A 20,355-nucleotide genomic window follows, 5' to 3' on the forward strand; every position below is an offset into this window, starting at 1 on the left:
CAAAAAAATTTATATCTAAGATATGGAAAAATAGGAAGTTTTAAGATTAGATAAATTATTTATTGAGACGAATCTAAAAAATTTTCTTCGCTTGATCTATATCCATTCTTCATAGGATCATTCTTCAATATTATACCAGATAAGAGTTTATTCTCTCTTTACTTAATGCAATTACTTGTTTACGAAAAGATATTAAAAATAAAACTGATCTAACCTTTAATAGCTGCGTGCTATTCATTAAGAGGTAATATTTTGCAAAAAATTCTTAGAGTAAGTAAAAAAAGTGAAATCACACCCGGCGACTTCACTTTTTTTACTTAAAGAGACTTGTTCCAACCTATTTTCATCAAATTTTATTGCTTTTTATTAGTTGAAGCCCACTGGTTATCTGTTGCTGTTTTATGCTGCTTTTTATTTGTAACTTCTGTATTAGCAGTTGCCCATTGGTTATTTACTTCAGACTTTTTTTGCTTCGCCATTATTCATTACCTCCCGCTAGAAATAATTACGTACTATTCTAGTATGAGATAAAGTGGCAAAGATTATGAAGCAAATAGAAAATTGTTTTACTCTTACAGTTTTAAACGCTGCAAGCGAAGAGCATTTAGCACAACAGATACGGAACTAAAAGCCATTGCAGCACCAGCCAGCCATGGCGCAAGCAGACCAATTGCCGCAATTGGTATGCCAAGCGTATTGTAGCCAAAAGCCCAGAATAAATTTTGTTTAATATTTGTTATCGTTTTTCTACTGATTAAGATACTGTCTGCAATAGCTTGTAAATCTCCACGGATAAGTGTAATATCAGCTGCCTCCATGGCAATATCAGTTCCTGTTCCAATTGCCATCCCGATATCCGCTAATGCTAGTGCAGGAGCATCATTGATTCCATCTCCAACCATTGCCACTTTTTTTCCTTGTTGCTGTAGTTTTTTCACAGCTTCTGCTTTTCCATCTGGCAATACCTCTGCAATAATATGGTCAATTCCTGCCTGTCGTCCGATGGCTTCCGCTGTTTGCTGGTTATCTCCTGTAATCATCATGACATCAATGTTCATCTGTTTTAATCGTTTAATGGCATTTTTAGAAGTTTGTTTAATCGTATCGGCTACAGCCAGAAGTCCAGCATATTTGCCATTAACACTTACAAGCATCGCTGTTTTCCCTTGGGATTCCAGGTCTTTCATCATCGGAAGAATTTTCCCGACATTTATCCGGTAACGATCCATTAATCGGCGTGTTCCGATTAATAGTTCACGGCCATCCACATTTGCACGGATTCCGTAGCCTGGGATTGCTTCAAAGTCTGCAGTTTCTCGCAGAACAATCCCTCGCTCTGTAATTCCTTTGACTATCGCCTCTGCAAGGGGATGTTCGGATTTGCTTTCCGCCGCTCCCACTAACGAAAGTAATTCTTCTTCTTGCCATTCCGTTACTATATCTGTTAAGATTGGCTTTCCATTTGTTACAGTTCCTGTCTTATCTAATAAAATCGTATCAATTTTATGGGTCATTTCTAGGTGTTCCCCACCTTTAAATAATATCCCATATTCTGCCGCTCTTCCTGATCCAGCCATAATAGATGTTGGAGTCGCAAGCCCTAATGCACAAGGGCAAGCAATAACTAAAACGGCGATTAGCTTTTCGAGACTTTCCGCAAAATCACCAGGTGTAATGATAAAATACCAGAAAAGAAAAGTAATCAGCGCAAGACTCACAACAATAGGCACAAAAATACCAGAAATATGATCGGCCAAACGCTGAATGGGCGCTTTAGAACCTTGTGCTTCTTCAACCACTTTAATGATTTGTGCAAGCGCGGTTTCTTTGCCAACCTTTGTTGCTTTTATTTTTAAAAAGCCATTTTTATTTATGGTGGCACCAATAACGTTGTCCCCCGCCTGTTTATCAACTGGAATGCTCTCTCCCGTTAACATGGATTCATCAATGGCTGACTGCCCTTCAATAATTTCTCCATCAACAGGGATTTTTTCACCTGGTTTTACAAGTAGCATCTCACCAGCCACGACTTCTTCAAGCGGTATTTCCATTTGTTCCCCATTGCGAATAACAACCGCTGTTTTCGCTTGAAGCCCCATTAGTTTTTTTATTGCCTCAGAAGATCTTCCTTTTGCTTTGGTTTCAAATAATTTACCTAATAGAATTAAGGTAATCAAAATCGCACTTGTTTCAAAATAAAGCCCTACAGGGTGACCAGAATGTCCAAGTGTCTCAAAGGATAAATAAACGCTATAAAAATAGGCTGCGGAAGTTCCTAGTGCAACTAGAACATCCATATTAGCACTCTTATTTTTCAATGCTTTATATGCCCCTACATAAAACTGCTTCCCGACAAAAAATTGAATAGGAGTTGCCAGCGCCATTTGGACCCATGGATTCATTAATAAATCTGGAACATACAGAAACGAAGTAAAGGAAAAGTGGCCCACCATTGTCCATAAAAGAGGCAGTGATAAAATCATCGAGAAGATAAATTTTCGTTTTTGTCTCTTAAATTCTGCTTCTTTTTGATTGATGGATGCTTGTTTGGATTCTTTCTTCGTTGCCCCATAACCAAGCTTTGTTACTTTACCAATTAGTTCATCAGGTACAACAGTTGCTGGGTTATATTCTATCGTGGCATTTTCTAAAGCCAGATTAACGGTTGCTTTATTCACCCCGGCCATTTTATTAAGTCCTTTTTCAATTCTTGTTGCACATGCTGCGCAGGTCATTCCTGAAATGTCTAATTCAATTTTTTCCGTAACAATTCCATAACCTAACCCTTCCACTTTTTCTTTAATTTCACTTGGGGAGAGTTCATCCTCCCTATATTTAACTGTCGCTTTTTCCAGCGCCAAATTTACAGTAGCATTTTCTACACCTTGCATTTTATTTAATCCTTTTTCAATACGAGTTGCACAAGCAGCACAAGTCATTCCCGTAATTTCAAAGGTTTGTTCCTTTACTTGCTCTTTACTTTTCATGACACTTTGTTCCGCCATATCACAAAACTCCTTATACCTATATAGGGTATATTTTATTGAAAATAAAAATGTGCAAAAAACAGCACATTTCCTCTTTAAATTACTTTACATCATAACCTTGCTCATCAATTGTTTCTTTAATCGTGTCGAGAGTTACTTCATTTTCATTGTATGAAACATCAACTAGACCTTCTTTTAAATGAACTTTGACAGCAGAAACTCCACTAAGCTCTCCTACGCTTCCTTCTACCGCTTTAACACAATGATTACAAGACATGCCCTCTACTGTTAATGTTACATTTTCCATTTAAAACACTCCTTATTTTTTCATTAATTTCTGAATAGTTGTTAACACCTCGTCGACTACTTCCATGTCGCCTTCTTGGATACGTTCCACAACACAGTTTTTTAAATGTCCTTCTAATAAAATCTTTGCTACACTATTTAAAGCAGATTGAGTCGCAGAAATTTGCGTAATAACATCATCACAATACGTATCTTTTTCAATTAACCCTTTTATGCCTCTGATCTGGCCTTCAATCCTGTTTAGCCTAGTGACTAAATTTTGCTTTACTTTATCTGAATGATGACTTTTTCGGTCACTCGTAATATGGCAATTGTCCATTCCTTGTTCATTCTTCTCCAATAAGTCTACCCCCTTCCTCCATATTTCATCCTATATTTATATCATACCCCCGTATAGTATAAATGTAAACGAAAAAGTATGACAAATTAGTGAAAAATACTCTTTTTCTCTAATATAACCAAATTATGATATATTATTGCTATGAAAAGTATTAGGCAAATCCCACGTCAATCATTAAGAGATCAAGTATACGAACAGTTAAAATCAGCAATCATTCATCTTGAATTAACACCAGGGGAAAAAATTAACGATAAGGCACTGGCTGAACAATTTGGTGTAAGCAGGACCCCTGTACGAGAAGCAATCAAAAAATTGGAGGATGAAGGATTAATTGTAACTTCTCCAGGATCAGAAACCATTGTCAGCCTAATAGAAGTAGACCAAGCAATGCATGCCTTAACAGTCGTTGCCGCCCTCCATGCATTAGCAGCTAAATTAGCTTCTATTACTTTGTCTTCTACCGAGGTCGAAAAAATGAAGGCCATTAATAACGAATTTAGTGAGGCACTCAAATCTGAGGATAAGTATAAAGCTATCCAAAAAGACGACCAATTTCATGCCGTTATTTTAGAGGCATCTCAAAATCCAGAAATAGTTATCGCTCTAGAACGACTTCTTCCTAAAATTCGGCGATTAGAATTATTAAAGTTTAATACTATTGATGGGAAAAAATCGATCGAACAGCATCAAGAGATTATTGCATGTATAGAAAAGGGAAATACCTCCCTGCTTCCAACCTTAATCGAGAATAATTGGCTAAGCTTGGTCGAATATTTAGCAGAACAATGAAAGTAGCTGGGGAATTTTTTATTCCCCCTCTTTTTCCACATTTTTTTCTTTCTTCGTCGTCACCATATTACTCCTTAATTCTGGGTAAATTTTCATTAGTAAGGAAAGTAATTGCTGTTCCTCTTCTTCCGTTAGATGTTTCGTCATCTCTTTATTTAATCTTTCTAGCACTTTTTGTATCTCTGGAAAAATGTTCATTGCTTTTGTAGTTGGATATAAATTATTGGCACGCCGATCGTTATCATCTGTATGCCTAACAATATATCCCACGCTTTCTAGATGTTTTACCGCTCTAGCTGTTGTTGCTTTATCAAATTTTAAAACAGTGGAAAGTTCGTCTTGATTAATTCCTGGTTTTGCAATAATTGTTTTCAAAAAAGCTTGCTGCCCACCATTTCCTATTTCATAAGGTTTTAATTCCTTCGAAAGGAATTTCTGATTCTGCCTGTGAATCATCGATATAATCCTTCCAATTGGTATATCGCTCACTATGTTCCTCCCCCCTCGGATAGTTTCGCTTTGAAAAGCGAACACTAAAATCACTGATTGTAGCATACAAAATAATAGTTGCTTATGCAACTAACTTATTTTAAAATAGAGCAATAATAGTTGCTTATGCAACTAAATAAATGAGGTGATTATTTGCATGCTTCTGTAACTGAAAATAAAAACGAAGGTCATCAACGCCGATGGCTCATTTTTATTGTTTTAAATATATTCACATTTATGGGGACGCTCGATGCGAGTATTGTTAATATTGCGCTTCCGACTATCTCAAAAGAATTAGGCCTTGCTTTTGCTAACTCTCAATGGATTGTGATTAGTTATTTACTAACCATTTGTACCGTTATCCTTTTTTTCGGAAAAATGGGGGACGTCTTTGGGAAAATCAAAGTTTTTAAATGGGGATCTGTTCTGTTTATTATTGGTTCTTTTCTTTGTGGCTTGAGTGGTTCGCTTGCTTTTTTAGTCTTTTCTCGAATTATCCAAGCAATTGGTTCAGCTATGACAATGGCAAATAGCCAAGGGATTGTGACGGAAATTTTTCCAGTTAAGGAAAGAGGAAAAGCCCTAGGTCTTATTGGTACCTTTGTCTCTCTAGGAAGTATTACTGGACCAAGCTTAGGGGGAATTATTATTTCGAGTTTAGGATGGGAATACATATTCTGGATTAACATCCCAATTGGTATTATTGCTATATCGCTAGCATGGAAGACCTTGCCTAAAGATATGACACTAACTAAGACAAAAATCGATGTAGCTGGAAGTATATTATTCAGCCTTGCGATTATTCTCCTTATCGGCGGCTTACTGCTTGGTCAGCAATATGGCTACAACAACTGGATGATTATTGCTTCTATCCTAATCGGTTTGATTGCATTCATCAGTTTTGTCATGGTGGAATATCGAAGAGAAAGCCCAATGCTAGAGCTCTCGATCTTTAAAAATCCACTTTTTTCTATTAGTATTTTTTGTGCCTTTATTGTTTTCATTGCTAACTTCTGTTTTAATATCCTATCACCATTTTACACACAGGACATTCTTGGGATGTCTGCATTACATTCCGGATATATTCTAATGCTCTTTCCGATTACGATGGCCATTGTAGCTCCAATTAGCGGCTCATTATCGGACAAAATTAGTGGACAGGCCATTACTTTTGCTGGATTATTAGTAATGATTGTTGCACAAATTGGCCTAACATTTCTTCATGAAGGAAGTTCTATAACTAACCTTGCTTTGTGGATCATTATGCTTGGAGCAAGTTCGGGTCTCTTCCAATCCCCTAACAATTCGCTCATTATGTCAACCGTTGAGCGAAAGCAGTTAGGAATAGCTGGAAGTATTAATTCACTTGTTCGAAACTTAGGAATGGTTGTTGGTATTTCTCTTGCCACAAGCATATTATTCTCAGTTATGAGCATGAAAGCAGGATACCGAGTAACCGCCCTGATTCCTGGTAGACCTGATATTTTTCTTAGCGGTATGCATGTCGTATTTCTTGTATCCAGCAGCCTTTGCTTCATTGGTTTGCTTCTCACCGGCTGGAGATATACTGCATCGCGCAAAGCGGATGAAAAAAAAGTTCGAAACGCTTCTTAATCGATAACTTGGTAAAAAAGCTCCTTGATTTTTTCAAGGAGCTTTTTTCATTAACTAGCTATTAATCAAAAGCCATACCGGTATAAATTAAAATAGCTTCACGTAAAAACGCTGTCGCACCTACTTGCACTTTATCGTAATATGCCGTAAATCGTTCATCAGCAATATACATATCAGCAAGTCCCGCATGTGCCTCTTTCTTGTATTCTGGCCAATTGAAGGTTAGCCATTGGCGATGTAAATCAGCAGCATTCTGAGCATTTTTCCCAGCAGGATTTCCTTCTTTTAGCGCTTCTTTAAGAGTGGAAAAAAGCTTATTTTCTATCTCTATCATATGGCGGTAATCTTCCTCAGTCATATTCATGAGTTTCGCATTAGATTGGTCGATAATTTCATCGCCATACTTTTCTCGTATTTCTGTCCCATACTTTGCTTCATTATCAGAAACCAGCTTACTCTTAAAGCCCTCGAACTTTTCTTTATCAGACATTGTCATTCTCCCTTCCAGTGTTTTCATCGTTTTCTCGACATTTCCAATCAATTGTATTAACTGTTTTTGCTTTGCCAGAAGTTTTTCGTGATGCTCCTTTAACGCTTCTTTGACGTCAAAAGAAGGGGAAGCCATCATTTTTTTTATTGTTTCTAATGGAACATCTAATTCGCGATAAAAAAGAATTTGCTGTAATCTATCTACTTCTTTTTGCCCATAAATTCGATATCCTGATGAATTGATTCTCGCCGGCTTGAGAAGATCAATTTCATCATAATATCGTAATGTTCTTGTGCTTACTCCCGCTAACTTTCCTAATGCCTGTACGGTATATTCCATCTTTTCATCTCCTGACGATTCCATCATAAAAGATTAACGTAACGTTAATGCAAATAGTTTTTTTCATACTTAAACAAAAAAGTAGTTATCACATAGAAGGATAACTACTTTTTTTGATTAAAGACAATCAATCTTTCATTTAATTAGTTAGAGAAAAGGATTTCGTCATTCCCCTTGTTTGTATCCAATGATATTAAAACGGATTAAATAAATTTCCCCCTATAGTGTTAGCCATCAATTTATCTTTTTAAATTTACAGTTGTTACTTCAAATTTATCATAACGGTGACGGGAAAAGGAATACTCAAATGGTACACCATTGTTTAAATAACCTACATGCTCTACTTCCAGAATTGGATCATTTAATTCACATTCCAGATGTTCATGATCTAATTCTATTGATTTACATGCTCTTATTTTGCGATGTGACCCTGCTATTGTTAACCCTAATCTTTTAGTAATATGCTCATAAACCGATCCATATAACACATCATCATTTAATCCCGTAATAACTGTCGTTGGCATATAAGTAATTTCTAAAACATATGGTTCATTATTTACAGATCTTAATCTGATTATATAATATACAGGTGTTTTAATATCTATCGCTAAATGGGCTGCAACCTCCTCTGAAGGAAAATGGACTTCAAATTTAATAATTTTACTATCGATCTTTTCGCCATCCAATAGCTTGGAGAGGCCAGTTATTTCATTTGTTAACACATTTACTCTGCTAGTATGCAAAGCCGATTGCACAATAAAGGTTCCATGCCCTCTTTTTCGATAGAGCAGCCCTTCCATCACTAGTTTATCCAATGCCCTTTTCATTGTCATTCTACTGCAAGAAAACTCTTTAGATAATGATATTTCATCCGGTATTGGATGATCTAATGGGTAATAATTTTCTTTAATTCGACGTTTTACTTCGACTGCAATTGCTTCATACTTGTTCATACACGAGCCACCTTAATTAAGAAGAAATAATTCTAAATATGTTATTCGCCATTTTAATTATAAACATTTATATTTAAAAGTCTATACTTTTAAAACTAACCCTTAGTATATCTATTTATAGTATAGTACATTTTTTATAAAACGTATACTTATTTTCAAAATGCCTTCAAAAACAGCAAAAAGAGATAGCCGTCTCTTATACGACTATCCCTTGCTCTTCTCTATTTTTATTCTTATCGAATATCGGTTATTTCTTCGGAATTTCGCAACCGTCATCTGTACAAATAGCACCTTCAGCATCTGTTCCTGAAAGATCTTGAAATTTAGGGACTGGATGGTCTTCCTGCCACACTTGTTCAAGCACTCGTTCGAAAGTCTCTGTAGGCTGCGCACCAGAAACAGAGTATTTTTGATTGATTACAAAGAACGGGACCCCAGATACTCCGATTTGGCTAGCAAGCGCTTCGTCTATTCTAACATCATTAGCAAAGCTTGTGGAATCAGCCAATACTTGTCTTTGAGCTTCCTCTTCCAATCCTACTGATTTCCCTATTTCCACCAATGTATCTGGATCACTAATTAGTTTTCCTTCTGTAAAGTAGGCATGCAATAACTGCTCGGTTAGCTCTTTATCTTTTCCAAGCGTTTTCGCATACTTTGTTAGTCGATGGGCATCAAATGTATTGGTTGGTTTCATATTATCAAAGTCATATTTCAAGCCTGTGCTTGCAGCTTGACTTCCAACATTGTTATTAGCATTTTTGGCTTCTTCGATACTCATTCTGTATTTACCAGCAAGTGCTTCATGAATACTTTTACCAGTGTAGACTTCAGCATTTGGATCTAATTCAAAGCTCTTAAATTCAACTTCTACTTGATCTTTATAAGGAAATTGCTCTAAAGCAATCTCTAAACGGCGTTTTCCTATATAACAAAATGGACACACAAAGTCTGACCATACTTCGATTTTCATCTTTTCACCTTCTTCATAATGATCCTATAATCCTATCACACCAATAGAAATATTACTTCTATTTTGCTTTAGGTCACACAGCCCATCTCTTACCAATAGAAAAACTCCTGTTACAGGAGTCCTTCAGGCTTATTTATATATTTTCACACGATCCTCTAATGGCTTGAATTCTTTTTCTCCTGGTTCTGCTAATGGCTTGCCAAATGGCATTTGGGCGACAAGCTTCCAAGAAGGCGGTATCGACCATTCCCCTTGTACTGCCTCATCAATAAGTGGATTGTAGTGCTGTAAAGAAGCTCCGAATCCCACTTCCTCCAGAGCTGTCCAAATGACTAATTGGTGCATGGCATTTGTTTGATTAGCCCAAACGGGAAAATTCTCAGCATATAGGGCAAATTGTTTTTGTAGTCCTTCTATCACTTCCTGATCTTCGAAGAACAAAATCGTTCCATATCCTGCTTTAAAAGAATTTATTTTTTCTTTTGTAGAAGAGAAATTCTCGGCAGGAACAATTTTTTCTAACTCACTTGCTGTCATATCCCATAGTTTATCATGCTGTTCCTGTAATAAAATCACCACTCTTGAACTTTGAGAATTAAAGGAAGAAGGCGTATGTAGCACAGCTTCATTTACTATTTCTTGGATTTTTTCATCCGACACAACAGCTTCTTTGCTTATACCATAATAGGAACGACGATTTTTTATTGCTTCTAAAAATGCACTCATTTTTTCCTCCAGTAAAAATTTTTTTCTTCTATATATTACCCATTTGTCTTATTCTTAAAATGACTTCTAAAAAATTTTACAAGGCTTTACCTCTTCGATATTTCTCGAAAAAGAGAGTAGTCTTTAAAAGGCTTACTCTCTGTACTGCATTATCCACGAATGGTTTTTAATGCAGTGCTCCAAGCGACTACTTGGTCAAGCATCGCATTCATATTTTCTAAATGCAGAGGTGCTGGTTTAAAGGTTGTAAAGTTCTCAAAATCTGTAAATAGTGAAAGGGTAGGATGAACGCGAACATCTGCAATATGTAATTCGCCCAGAATTCCTCTTAAATGTTCTGCTGCACGTGCACCACCTGTGGATCCATAACTTACGATTCCTGCTGCTTTATTATTCCAAGCTTCTCTTGCAGAATCTAATGCATTTTTTAATGCGCCAGAAATACTGTGATTATATTCCGCTACAACAAATACGAAACCATCAAGGCTTGCTAATTTTTCATTCCATGCTGCAACATTCTCTTGTCCTTCAGCTGCACCTAAAAACGGTAAGTTAAATTCGGCAATATCAACGATTTCATATTCGGCATCGCCACGCTTGTCAGCAATTTCCTTTACCCATGCCCCAACTTGTGGACTTACTCTTCCTTGACGAGTGCTGCCTAAGATAATTCCAATTTTCATCATCTAACCTCCAAATTTTTAAAATATTATTACATTTTTTATCCTAATACTGAGATTATTTAATTGCAAGCAAAAACACTTACTATTATTCAAAAAGTTATTAAAAGTAACTAACTTGTACCTTATGTTAATTAAAAGTTCTAGCAAATGCCCCTGACTATTTCCCCCAAATTTGTAATTCCCTTTATAATCTTTTCTTCTGACATATAAGAATAATTTATTCGGCAATGATTTTTCTCTTGCTTATTAGGGAAAAAGCTCTCTCCAGGAACATAGGCCACTTTAGCGATTGGTAAACTGTGTTCCTGCATGAGTATTTTTGTATCGATATGCTCTGGAAAAGTAAGCCATGTAAACAATCCTCCTTGTGGATTCGTATAGATGATACTAGGAGGAAAAGTTTCATGTAATGTTTGGAACATTACTTCTTTTTTCTGTTTATACGTTTCACGAATATGGGCAATATGTTCATCTAAATCATACATATCCATAAATCGGTTCACTGCATACATATTTAAGGTTGAATTTTGTGTATCGGAAGCCATTTTCAATAGGCTTAGTTTTTCCGCTAAATCACGATTAGCAATTAACCAACCAAGACGGAGACCTGGACTAAGAATTTTTGAGAAGCTGCCAATATGAATCACTCTTCCTTCTGTATCAAAACTTTTAATCGCTGGCAAATCCTTCCCTTCATAACGTAATTCCCGATATGGACTATCCTCTACGATAACCACATTATATTTATTTGCTAAGCTTACTAGGGCCTTTCTTCTCTCTAAGCTCATTGTCACACCTGTAGGATTCTGAAATTCAGGAACCGTATAAATAAGCTTTGCATTGGGATGCTTCTGTAATGCTGCTTCAAGCTCATCCATGCGCATCCCATTTTCATCCATCGAAACACCTACATATTCCGGTTCATATGGATTAAACGCAGCAAGTGCTCCTAGAAAAGTCGGATTCTCTGTAATTATGATATCTCCTCTATCGATAAATGCTTTAGCTGCAAGATCTAAACCTTGCTGACCTCCTTGAATAATAAAAAGATTATCAACACTACAGCTTATCCCAATCTTTTTTACTCGACTTACGAGCTTTTCTCTTAATGACGTCAGCCCCTCTGTTTCTGTGTATTGAAGCGCTAATTTTCCATCTTCTTGCAAAACCTGATCATATACCTTTCTTAATTTTTCAATAGGAAAAATTTCTGGGTCCGGATATCCGCCCCCAAATGAAATAATTGCTGGATCTCCCCCTAATCTCAATAATTCGCGAATAGCTGATGGCTTTACTCTTTCTATTCGATTAGCAAATTTATAATTCATTTTATCCTCCTTATGTCTATTCCCCTCTTCCTATTAGGCGGAATTTTCAGTATATTCATTTATTATAGAGTAATGTTCTACTCTTGAATATATTGTTTTTTAAGATAATAGTGATTAATGGCAAAATAAAAGCCATTCTCTTCTATAGAGAATAGCCTTATAAAGAAAATTATATTTTGGATGGAGTGATCTTTGTTATCCTTTTTTCCATCGTTACCGCTTTGACTGACAGCCCATTAGGATTAGGAGCTGTCTCTTCTTTTGTTATAACAAATCCTATTTTTTCGTATAATTGGATATTTTTCAGGACATTCGCTCTTACTTTGCATACTACTTTCTGCTTGCCATTTTGGATGGCATATTCTTCTATCCAAGCTAGCAGTTTTTTAGCTATTCCTTTCCCTCTTGCTGACGGAATGACAGAAAGTCTGGAAAAATAGAGAGAATCATCTTGAAGCTGCAGACGAGAAGAACCAAGGGGAACATCATCTATCCAACATATGATTGCTTGCTCTGTTCCATTTTTAAGAGCATAAAGAAATTTGTCAGCTGGTTCCGTTAGTGCACTAGAAGGTACCTCGCTATAACGATAATCTTCAAATGCTTCTAGCATTAGTCTATGAACAATCGGAACATCTTCTTCTGTCACAAGCCTTATCCGCTCTTTTCGCTTCCTATCTATTAAGATACCCTTTAAGGAAGAAATACTTCCTGCAATAAATGTTGCCTGTACTTTGTTCAGCTCGTCATAGGACCCATAGCCGTAAGTAACACCGATTGAATCTATTCCTGCATTGTTCGCTCCAATAATATCATGTTCCCGATCTCCTATCATCACAAACTCTTCAGGCTTATACGCAGGATACAAATCTAATATGTATTGAATTATTTCTGTTTTCGAAGATCTAGTACCATCCAGATTACTTCCGATTATGTGGGTAAAGTACGTTTCTATTTGAAAATACTTCAAAATCTTTTCTGCGAATATAGTTGGTTTTGAAGTTGCCACAATCATAATACAGCCTTTTGCTCTTAAGCTTTCAAGTAATGGAATAATTTCAGGATATAGTTCATTTTCATACATTCCTAACTGCGTAAACCTCTCTCTATAATAGGAAATGGCTTGATCCGTTATCGTTTGAGTATAACCATAATATTCCATAAATGATTCTTGTAGAGGTGGTCCAATAAATCTTTCTAGTTTACGTAAATCAGATTCTTCTTTTCCAAGCTTTTGTAGGGCATATTGAATAGATTTTGTTATTCCTTCTTTAGGATCTGAAATCGTACCATCTAAGTCAAATAATATTATTTGATAATCCCCCATTAAGACACCTCTTTTTCTATACTGAAAAAACTCAAAATTCTCAATCTTCTCATCCTTTTGTCCTATTATAACGAATGGTTCCACTCGCCTCAATAGAAATTTTGCCATACAAAAAAATACGATTGTTTATTTTAATTCCTTCTTAACCACTATGAATAGTCGATTATTTGTTATATAATAAAAGAAAGTTTCGGCAAACTTAATAATTATTATTCTAGTGCACTCAAATTCACTTATTAATAGGAGGATGTAAAATGGTTTACTATGATAAATCGAAAACCGTTAAAAATATATTGATCCAAAAGATTGTTTGCAGTAGCGGTCTCTCCTCTGAAATGCTACAAAATCTCTCTATTCCTGAATTAAAAGAAACATTAAACAAAGTTTATCCCAGCACACATCCTCATAACGGCTGCGGTTCTCTTAAGTGGAAAAAAGTACGATAATTTTGTCAAACTGTGAGATGTTCATCTTATCCATTTATTTAACTATTTTTCCTATTTAATCAGTATCTTTCCATGAAAATCCTCTATAATGGAATTATTCTTTAATAAAGAGGTGCATAATTGGAAAATAAAAAGAAGCAATTTCTTGAAGGGAAGGAAAGATTACATGTTTTATTCCTTTATACAAGCATGCGAAACTATATGGAAGAAGTCCTTCCCTTTATTTATGCTGGTATCGAAGCAAGAGAATATGTAATCCTTATCGATAATGATCGAAATTTCAAAAGGATATTCGAACAATTAAAAACCAAACTTACATCCACGCAATTAAAACAGGTTCATTATGTAAATAGCTTAGATTTTTACTTTTCAAGTGGAAGTTATCATCCATCAGCTATTACAGATTATTTTAATAAAATGGTTCAGCCTTATCTGGATCAAAGTATTCCCTTTCGCTCATGGGCACATGTAGAATGGGCAACGATGGAAGAGCCTTTTCATTTAATCGGAAATTTTGAGAAAATAGTTGATAACGCTTTCAACCATATTTCCTTTCCATTAATTTGTGCGTATGAAGAATGGAAAATTCCAAATGCCTTAGAAACTATCTTACATGAGACTCATCCTTATATTTTAAAAGGTGATAAGCTTATGTCATCAAAAAAATACATAACAGATACACCCTTTTATAAAAAACCGACAATTGAACTTGATTGATACGTAATCAATCGTTTAGCGGAGTAGGAGCCATTACAGTCTTTATTAATTGCTCCTACTCCTTCATATTCTCCATTCCTCTTCCTGCAATCTTTTACTTCTATTAAACTTTAAATCTGATCTCTATAATTCCCATTAGACTCCAAAAGCTCGTACGAACTTTTTACATATTTCACCACGAAATCCTTTACTCTACTAATATGTTAAATTATTTTATTGACAACCTCTTTTTTGGTATGGTAAATTTTATACATTAGTTTATCACTCTAATATATTATCGAACTAAAGGATTTTTTTAGTTTTATAGATTTATTGTACTGAAAACATAATTTATAAAGGTGGCTTTCGCAAGATGAAACGTTTAGCAATTAATTTAGTTATTTTGGCATCTGTATTTTTCGTTTTTACAGCATGTTCCAACAATTCTAAAGATAAAAAGGAAGATACATTAGTTATTGGTATTGATGATAAATTTGCTCCAATGGGGTTTAGAGATGACAATAATGAAATTGTCGGCTTTGATATTGATTATGCAAAAGCTGCAGCAAAAAAAATGAATATGTCAGTTGAATTTCAACCAATTGATTGGAAAACAAAGGAGTCAGAATTAAGCAGCGGTCGGATTGACTTAATTTGGAATGGCTATACTATTACTGATGAACGGAAAGAAAAAGTTCTTTTCACAAAGCCCTATTTAAAAAATACACAAGTTGTTGTAACATTAGCGGACTCAAAAATAACCAAATTAGATGATTTAAAAGGAAAAGTTGTTGGTCTCCAATCTCTTTCTTCTGCATCCGATGCATTAAATAGTAGTCCTATTAAATCAAAAATTAAGGAAGTTACCGAGTTTTCCGATAACGTATTAGCATTAAATGATCTGAAGTCAGGTCGTTTAGATGCAGTTGTCATTGATGAAGTTGTTATTGATTACTATATGACAAAAGAACAAGATTCCTTTAAAATCCTTGATGAATCACTTGCTCCAGAAGAGTACGGAATTGGGGTTAAAAAAGGAAACGAAGCATTATTAGAGAAGCTTCAAAAAGCACTTGATGAGATGAATGAAGATGGCACAGCCGCTGAAGTTTCCGAAAAATGGTTTGGTGAAAATAAAGTATTAAATTAAGATCGCAAATGAATCGTAAACAAAACAGGATTTCTTTCCGAAACCCTGTTTTGTTTTGTTGGAGGAATAGAAATGTCAGTTGATTATATTATATCCATACTAAAACCAATGTTAGAAGGAGCCCAAGCAACCGTCCTATTATTTCTTATTGCTATTGTAGTGTCCATTCCACTAGGTTTCCTGTTAACACTCGCCATCCGATCTAGCATCAAGCCAATCGCATGGCTGGCAAGCTGTTATATTTACATCATGCGCGGTACCCCGCTATTGCTGCAATTATTGTTTATATGCTTTGGGTTACCAATGATTCCAGGAATTGGAGAATATTTAGTCCTAGATCGTTTTGTCGCTGCCTCTTTAGGATTTATTTTGAATTATGCAGCCTATTTTGCCGAAATTTTCCGTGGAGGTTTACTTGCAATTGATAAAGGTCAGTATGAAGCATCTCAAGTGCTTGGTTTAAGTAAATGGCAAACCACCACACGCGTTGTTTTACCACAAATGTTTCGAATTGCCCTTCCTGCTGTAGCAAATGAATCTGTCACACTAGTGAAGGATACAGCCTTGCTTTATGCTGTTGCTGTACCTGAGTTACTGCACTTTGCCCAAACGGCAGTAAACCGTGATTTTACGATTATGCCCTTTTTCATTGCTGGAATTATTTATCTCATCATGACCCTGCTATTAACAGCATTATTTAAATGGCTGGAGCGCAGATTTAAATTTGAATAAGAAGGACGGATACTTATGGCAATCATTGAAATAGAGAATATAAAAAAATCATACGATAAGGTCGAAGTGTTGAAGGAGATTACCTTTAATGTCAATAACAATGATGTTGTGGCTGTTATTGGTCCCTCTGGTTCTGGAAAAAGCACAATGCTCCGATGTCTTGTCGATTTAGAGAAAATCGATGGAGGAACGATTCGTGTTTCTGGAGACGAATTAGTGAAAGATGGAATATATGCTCCGCAGCAAAAAGTCAAACAAATTACAGCAAGAATGGGAATGGTTTTTCAGCATTTTAATCTATTCCCACATCTTACTGTAAAAGACAATATTCAGCTTGCACCAAAATTAGTGAAGAAAGAAGCTGCTTCTTCCCTTCAAGAAAGAAGTATGACGATCCTCGAAAAAATTGGTCTATCTAATTTTGCTAATGTCTATCCTGCTAAACTATCTGGAGGACAAAAGCAACGTGTGGCAATTGCTCGAGCATTAATGATGGAACCAGAAATTTTACTGTTTGACGAGCCGACATCTGCATTAGATCCTGAACTAACTGGAGAAGTATTGGAGGTTATGAAAGACTTAGCCAAAGAAAAAATGACGATGGTTGTTGTTACCCACGAAATGGGGTTTGCCAAAGAAGTAGCAAATAAAGTCATCTTTATGGACAACGGTGTCATTGAAGAGTCTGGTCCGCCAATCAACCTATTTACAAACCCACAATCGCCTCGAACAAAAGCTTTTTTGAGTCGAAATTTGAAGTAATAATAACATCGCTCTCCCTTGGAAAGCGATGTTTCTTCTGTCTAAGGCTGATTACCACAACTTTATTTTTTAAAAATTCTAAATTTCCTGCCTTTTTTACTACTTCCTTCCCAACCGAATAACATTCCAAGACATTTTTGGCAGAATGAGTATTAAATTGCCATTTTCCATATAAGATTCTTGAAAAGCAACAGGTTTAACTGCTTCCTGGTGAAGTGTATTAATTGCTTTAGGATCATCGTTTGCAAGAACTATATGCTCCACAATGGAATATCCTTCAAACGACCTAATATCTACCTCTACATTTAATTGATTATCTAAGCTTCTATTAACAGCAAAGATGACAAGCTCCTCTTTCTCCTCATTATAGACAATAGACTGATCTAAATATGGTACATCTGTAAAATCTGTCGAATCATATTTTGGTGAGTCTACAATCGCTTGGATTGCTGTTCCACGCCCATAAACAGATGTGTAATAGTATGGATAGAAAATAGTCTGCTTCCAAGACCCTCCACCTGTTTCCGTCATTATTGGCGCAATAACATTAACTAATTGGGCAAGGCAAGCAATTTTAACTCTATCTGAGTGGTTAATTAAAGAATTCAATAAACTGCCTACAAGCAATGCATCTTCAAAATTATAAACATCTTCTAAAAGTGGTGGCGCTACACTCCAAGGTTCTATTTGCTTATCTTGATCATTTGAGTGAAACCATACATTCCATTCATCAAAGCTTAAATGAAGTTTTTTCTTACTTCTCTTCTTCGCTTTAATATAATCACAGGTTGCAATAACTGTTTTAATAAAATCATCCATATCTAATGATTTTGCGAGGAAATTCGCTGTATCATTGTCTCTATTACCATAATACGTATGCAGTGATACATACTCAACGTAATCATATGTCTGATCCAATGAGGTGGCTTCCCATTCAGGGAATGTTGGCATCGCTGTATTGGAGCTTCCGCAACTTACAAGTTCAATGCTTGGATCTACAATTTTCATTGCTTTTGCTGTTTCGGCAGCTAGTCTTCCATATTCATAGGCAGTTTTATGACCAATTTGCCATGGACCATCCATTTCGTTACCTAAACACCAAACTTTAATATTATGCGGGTCTTTATAGCCATGTTCTTTTCTCAAATCGCTCCAATAGGTCCCTCCTGGTAGATTGCAATATTCTAAAAGGTTACGGGCTGCATCAATGCCGCGCGTTCCAAGATTTACAGCCATCATTACTTCCGAATTCACTTGTTTTGCCCATTCAAAAAATTCATTTGTACCTACTTCATTGGTTTCGATAGAATTCCATGCTAGTTCCAATTTTCGCGGGCGTTTTTCCTTTGGTCCTACTCCATCTTCCCAATTATAAGCAGATACCATATTCCCTCCCGGATATCGCACAATAGGAACTTGTAATTGCTTAACTAACTCGATTACATCTTGACGAAAACCATTCTTATCCGCAGAAGGGTGTCCAGGCTCATAAATACCTCCATAAACCGCCCGTCCTAAATGCTCTATAAACGAACCATAAATACGGGAATCTATTTCCGATATTTTAAAAGATTTATCGATTACCATTTTTGCAGTTTTGATATTTTCAGTCATACTTCTCTCATTCCTTTTCCGATGTATTTTGATTTACATAAATGAATTTTTTCAGAAATAAACAAGTGCTATTGATATCATCAAAAATTATCTTCATCAATAACTAAATTATTATCAATTTTTCTCCAATAAATATGGCTGTTGATAAACACGATTAGGGAAACTCCGATTAAGGCTAATGGAATCAACATTTGGCAAAAATAAATGATTAAGCAGGCTACTACTACCATCAAGATGCTCATTGGTAAATTTTTAATTGCTATAAAAAATGCGGTTCGTAATAGCTCTAAAACCGTCCCATCAAATGTTAATAAAACTGGAAAGACAGTAACAAAGAACAAACCAAAAAGAAAAACTAAGAGAATATAAAAGTAGTAAATGGTTAGTGATGTATTTGCTGCCATTTCAAAATAAAAATTACGTACAGATAGTAACAGCATTCCAAAACCAACAACAATCAATCCAGCCATCATATTTCTAACAAAATTCGTCTTAAATGATTGGTAAAATTCTGTAAAAACATTCGTTTCTTTTCCAGTAATTAGAGAAAACATACACCGATGGAGTGCGACAGTGGATGGACCAATTGTAATTAATGGAAGACTAAACAATATCCAGAAGAAGTTTAAAGCAATAATAGAATAGAGCTTTCCCATCCGTTCCCAAAAAGGTGAATCATATTTAATTTTCATCGCTCTCGCCTCCTTATCTCCGCTCCTTTATCCTTTTACTGCGCCTGCTGTCATACCTTCTACAAAGTACTTATTAAATATCAAGTACAAAATAAATAAAGGCAGAATAGAGAAAATAGATCCAGCCACTAGGACATCATAATTATTTCCATAAGGAGTTAATAATGTATTTAACCCGATAGGTAATGTAAATTTTTCTGCTGACCGTAAAACAATTAATGGCCATAACATACTATTCCATGCCCCCATAGAACTCAGAATTGCCATTGCTGAAAAAGCAGGTTTTGAAATTGGCATAACAATGCGCACACAAATTCCATACTCGCTACTGCCATCGATTCTTCCTGCATCTAATAATTCTTTTGGGATGCCTGAAAGATATTGTCTAAAGAAAAAAATGGTTGAAGCATGTACTAATCCAGGAAGGATAACGCCAGCATAGGTGTCTATTAGTCCAAAACTGATCATTTGCTTATATAATGGCAGCATCAATATTTCAAAGGGAACCATCATTGTTGCTATAACGAGGAAAAACAATAAGTTTTTAAACTTAAAATGGTACATCGCAAAGCCATAGGCAACAAAATAACAGATAATTAATGTTAAAACTACCGAAACAATGGTAATAATCAAACTGTTCTTATACCAGTCCAAGTACCCAGTACTTCCATCAAACAGATAGCTATAGTTGATAAATGACCAATTTTCAAAATCTAAGTTTAGATTTAAGCCGTTTCTAATTAACATTTGGCCTGGGCGAAAGGATGCAAACAGTCCTGAGATAAAGGGGATGGCAACACTAGCACACATAATAATAAAAAAGCCGTTAATTAAAACTTTTACTAGAGGATTTTTGCCTTCTTTCTTCCCTTTTTTAATTTCTAATGAGGAGCTTGCTAAATGATTATTCTTACCCATA

Annotated in this window: 22 protein-coding genes; 7 read left to right on the forward strand and 15 right to left on the reverse strand. The window is 35.6% G+C overall.

Going from position 1 to position 20,355, the window contains the following annotated elements:
* Positions 1–353 precede the first annotated feature (353 nt).
* From C2I06_RS25835 to C2I06_RS13165, 4 genes are all read right to left on the reverse strand, one after another.
* Positions 354–479 carry a hypothetical protein gene (locus C2I06_RS25835; protein WP_095330412.1) on the reverse strand — a complete coding sequence of 42 codons (126 nt, stop codon included), beginning with the start codon at positions 477–479 and terminating at the stop codon, positions 354–356.
* 93 nt (positions 480–572) lie between these two features.
* The gene (locus tag C2I06_RS13155; protein ID WP_176474204.1) at positions 573–3,005 is read right to left on the reverse strand and encodes a heavy metal translocating P-type ATPase; all 2,433 of its coding nucleotides are present in this window, start codon (positions 3,003–3,005) and stop codon (positions 573–575) included.
* A gap of 82 nt (positions 3,006–3,087) precedes the next feature.
* Entirely contained in the window at positions 3,088–3,294 is a 207-nt protein-coding gene (copZ, locus tag C2I06_RS13160; protein ID WP_095330411.1) for a copper chaperone CopZ, read from the reverse strand.
* A gap of 12 nt (positions 3,295–3,306) precedes the next feature.
* On the reverse strand, positions 3,307–3,612 hold the full coding sequence (locus C2I06_RS13165) for a metal-sensitive transcriptional regulator (protein ID WP_095330414.1): 306 nt from the start codon (positions 3,610–3,612) through the stop codon (positions 3,307–3,309).
* Between the two features lie 162 nt (positions 3,613–3,774).
* Between C2I06_RS13165 and C2I06_RS13170 the strand changes: the two genes are divergently transcribed.
* On the forward strand, positions 3,775–4,422 hold the full coding sequence (locus C2I06_RS13170) for a GntR family transcriptional regulator (protein WP_123258183.1): 648 nt from the start codon (positions 3,775–3,777) through the stop codon (positions 4,420–4,422).
* 18 nt (positions 4,423–4,440) lie between these two features.
* On the opposite strand, the gene C2I06_RS13175 is transcribed toward C2I06_RS13170, so the two are convergent.
* Positions 4,441–4,911 (reverse strand): MarR family winged helix-turn-helix transcriptional regulator, encoded by a 471-nt coding sequence (locus C2I06_RS13175; protein WP_095330409.1) that lies wholly within the window; start codon positions 4,909–4,911, stop codon positions 4,441–4,443.
* A 153-nt stretch (positions 4,912–5,064) separates the two neighbouring features.
* Here C2I06_RS13175 and C2I06_RS13180 point away from each other — a divergent pair, with 153 nt between their 5' ends.
* Positions 5,065–6,525: an MFS transporter gene (locus C2I06_RS13180; RefSeq protein WP_235973355.1), complete on the forward strand. Its 1,461-nt coding sequence runs from the start codon at positions 5,065–5,067 to the stop codon at positions 6,523–6,525.
* A 61-nt stretch (positions 6,526–6,586) separates the two neighbouring features.
* Here C2I06_RS13180 and C2I06_RS13185 read toward each other — a convergent pair whose 3' ends face one another.
* From C2I06_RS13185 to C2I06_RS25965, 7 genes are all read right to left on the reverse strand, one after another.
* The gene (locus C2I06_RS13185) at positions 6,587–7,354 is read right to left on the reverse strand and encodes a MerR family transcriptional regulator (protein WP_123258184.1); all 768 of its coding nucleotides are present in this window, start codon (positions 7,352–7,354) and stop codon (positions 6,587–6,589) included.
* Between the two features lie 239 nt (positions 7,355–7,593).
* A complete protein-coding gene (locus C2I06_RS13190; RefSeq protein ID WP_123258185.1) occupies positions 7,594–8,307 on the reverse strand; it encodes a GntR family transcriptional regulator in 714 nt (237 codons plus the stop codon).
* Positions 8,308–8,554: 247 nt separating this feature from the next.
* The gene (locus C2I06_RS13195; RefSeq protein ID WP_095330406.1) at positions 8,555–9,280 is read right to left on the reverse strand and encodes a DsbA family oxidoreductase; all 726 of its coding nucleotides are present in this window, start codon (positions 9,278–9,280) and stop codon (positions 8,555–8,557) included.
* Between the two features lie 129 nt (positions 9,281–9,409).
* Positions 9,410–10,006 carry a nitroreductase family protein gene (locus tag C2I06_RS13200; RefSeq protein WP_095330405.1) on the reverse strand — a complete coding sequence of 199 codons (597 nt, stop codon included), beginning with the start codon at positions 10,004–10,006 and terminating at the stop codon, positions 9,410–9,412.
* A gap of 149 nt (positions 10,007–10,155) precedes the next feature.
* Positions 10,156–10,689 (reverse strand): NADPH-dependent FMN reductase, encoded by a 534-nt coding sequence (locus C2I06_RS13205; RefSeq protein ID WP_095258633.1) that lies wholly within the window; start codon positions 10,687–10,689, stop codon positions 10,156–10,158.
* A gap of 140 nt (positions 10,690–10,829) precedes the next feature.
* Positions 10,830–12,017 (reverse strand): aminotransferase-like domain-containing protein, encoded by a 1,188-nt coding sequence (locus tag C2I06_RS13210; protein ID WP_123258186.1) that lies wholly within the window; start codon positions 12,015–12,017, stop codon positions 10,830–10,832.
* Between the two features lie 169 nt (positions 12,018–12,186).
* Positions 12,187–13,344: a GNAT family N-acetyltransferase gene (locus tag C2I06_RS25965; RefSeq protein WP_123258187.1), complete on the reverse strand. Its 1,158-nt coding sequence runs from the start codon at positions 13,342–13,344 to the stop codon at positions 12,187–12,189.
* 254 nt (positions 13,345–13,598) lie between these two features.
* On the opposite strand from C2I06_RS25965, the gene C2I06_RS13220 reads away from it, so the two are divergent.
* The 5 genes from C2I06_RS13220 (at position 13,599) to C2I06_RS13240 (ending at position 17,130) form a co-directional block, all read left to right on the forward strand.
* Positions 13,599–13,790 carry a hypothetical protein gene (locus tag C2I06_RS13220; RefSeq protein WP_095330402.1) on the forward strand — a complete coding sequence of 64 codons (192 nt, stop codon included), beginning with the start codon at positions 13,599–13,601 and terminating at the stop codon, positions 13,788–13,790.
* A 120-nt stretch (positions 13,791–13,910) separates the two neighbouring features.
* Complete coding sequence (locus C2I06_RS13225; RefSeq protein WP_123258188.1) at positions 13,911–14,507, forward strand: MEDS domain-containing protein; 597 nt, start codon at positions 13,911–13,913, stop codon at positions 14,505–14,507.
* Between the two features lie 352 nt (positions 14,508–14,859).
* Positions 14,860–15,636: an amino acid ABC transporter substrate-binding protein gene (locus C2I06_RS13230; RefSeq protein WP_123258189.1), complete on the forward strand. Its 777-nt coding sequence runs from the start codon at positions 14,860–14,862 to the stop codon at positions 15,634–15,636.
* A gap of 72 nt (positions 15,637–15,708) precedes the next feature.
* Complete coding sequence (locus C2I06_RS13235) at positions 15,709–16,368, forward strand: amino acid ABC transporter permease (protein ID WP_095330399.1); 660 nt, start codon at positions 15,709–15,711, stop codon at positions 16,366–16,368.
* A gap of 15 nt (positions 16,369–16,383) precedes the next feature.
* Positions 16,384–17,130 (forward strand): amino acid ABC transporter ATP-binding protein, encoded by a 747-nt coding sequence (locus C2I06_RS13240; RefSeq protein WP_095330398.1) that lies wholly within the window; start codon positions 16,384–16,386, stop codon positions 17,128–17,130.
* Between the two features lie 99 nt (positions 17,131–17,229).
* Here the strand turns inward: C2I06_RS13240 and arfA are convergent, their stop codons facing one another.
* The 3 genes from arfA to C2I06_RS13255 form a co-directional block, all read right to left on the reverse strand.
* Complete coding sequence (gene arfA / locus C2I06_RS13245) at positions 17,230–18,744, reverse strand: arabinosylfuranosidase ArfA (protein WP_095330397.1); 1,515 nt, start codon at positions 18,742–18,744, stop codon at positions 17,230–17,232.
* Positions 18,745–18,824: 80 nt separating this feature from the next.
* Entirely contained in the window at positions 18,825–19,436 is a 612-nt protein-coding gene (locus C2I06_RS13250) for a YesL family protein (protein WP_095330396.1), read from the reverse strand.
* A 27-nt stretch (positions 19,437–19,463) separates the two neighbouring features.
* Entirely contained in the window at positions 19,464–20,354 is an 891-nt protein-coding gene (locus tag C2I06_RS13255) for a carbohydrate ABC transporter permease (protein WP_171509911.1), read from the reverse strand.
* Between the last annotated feature and the right edge of the window lies 1 nt (position 20,355).

The sequence above is a fragment of the Niallia circulans genome (genome assembly GCF_003726095.1).
Lineage (GTDB): Bacteria > Bacillota > Bacilli > Bacillales > Cytobacillaceae > Niallia > Niallia circulans_A.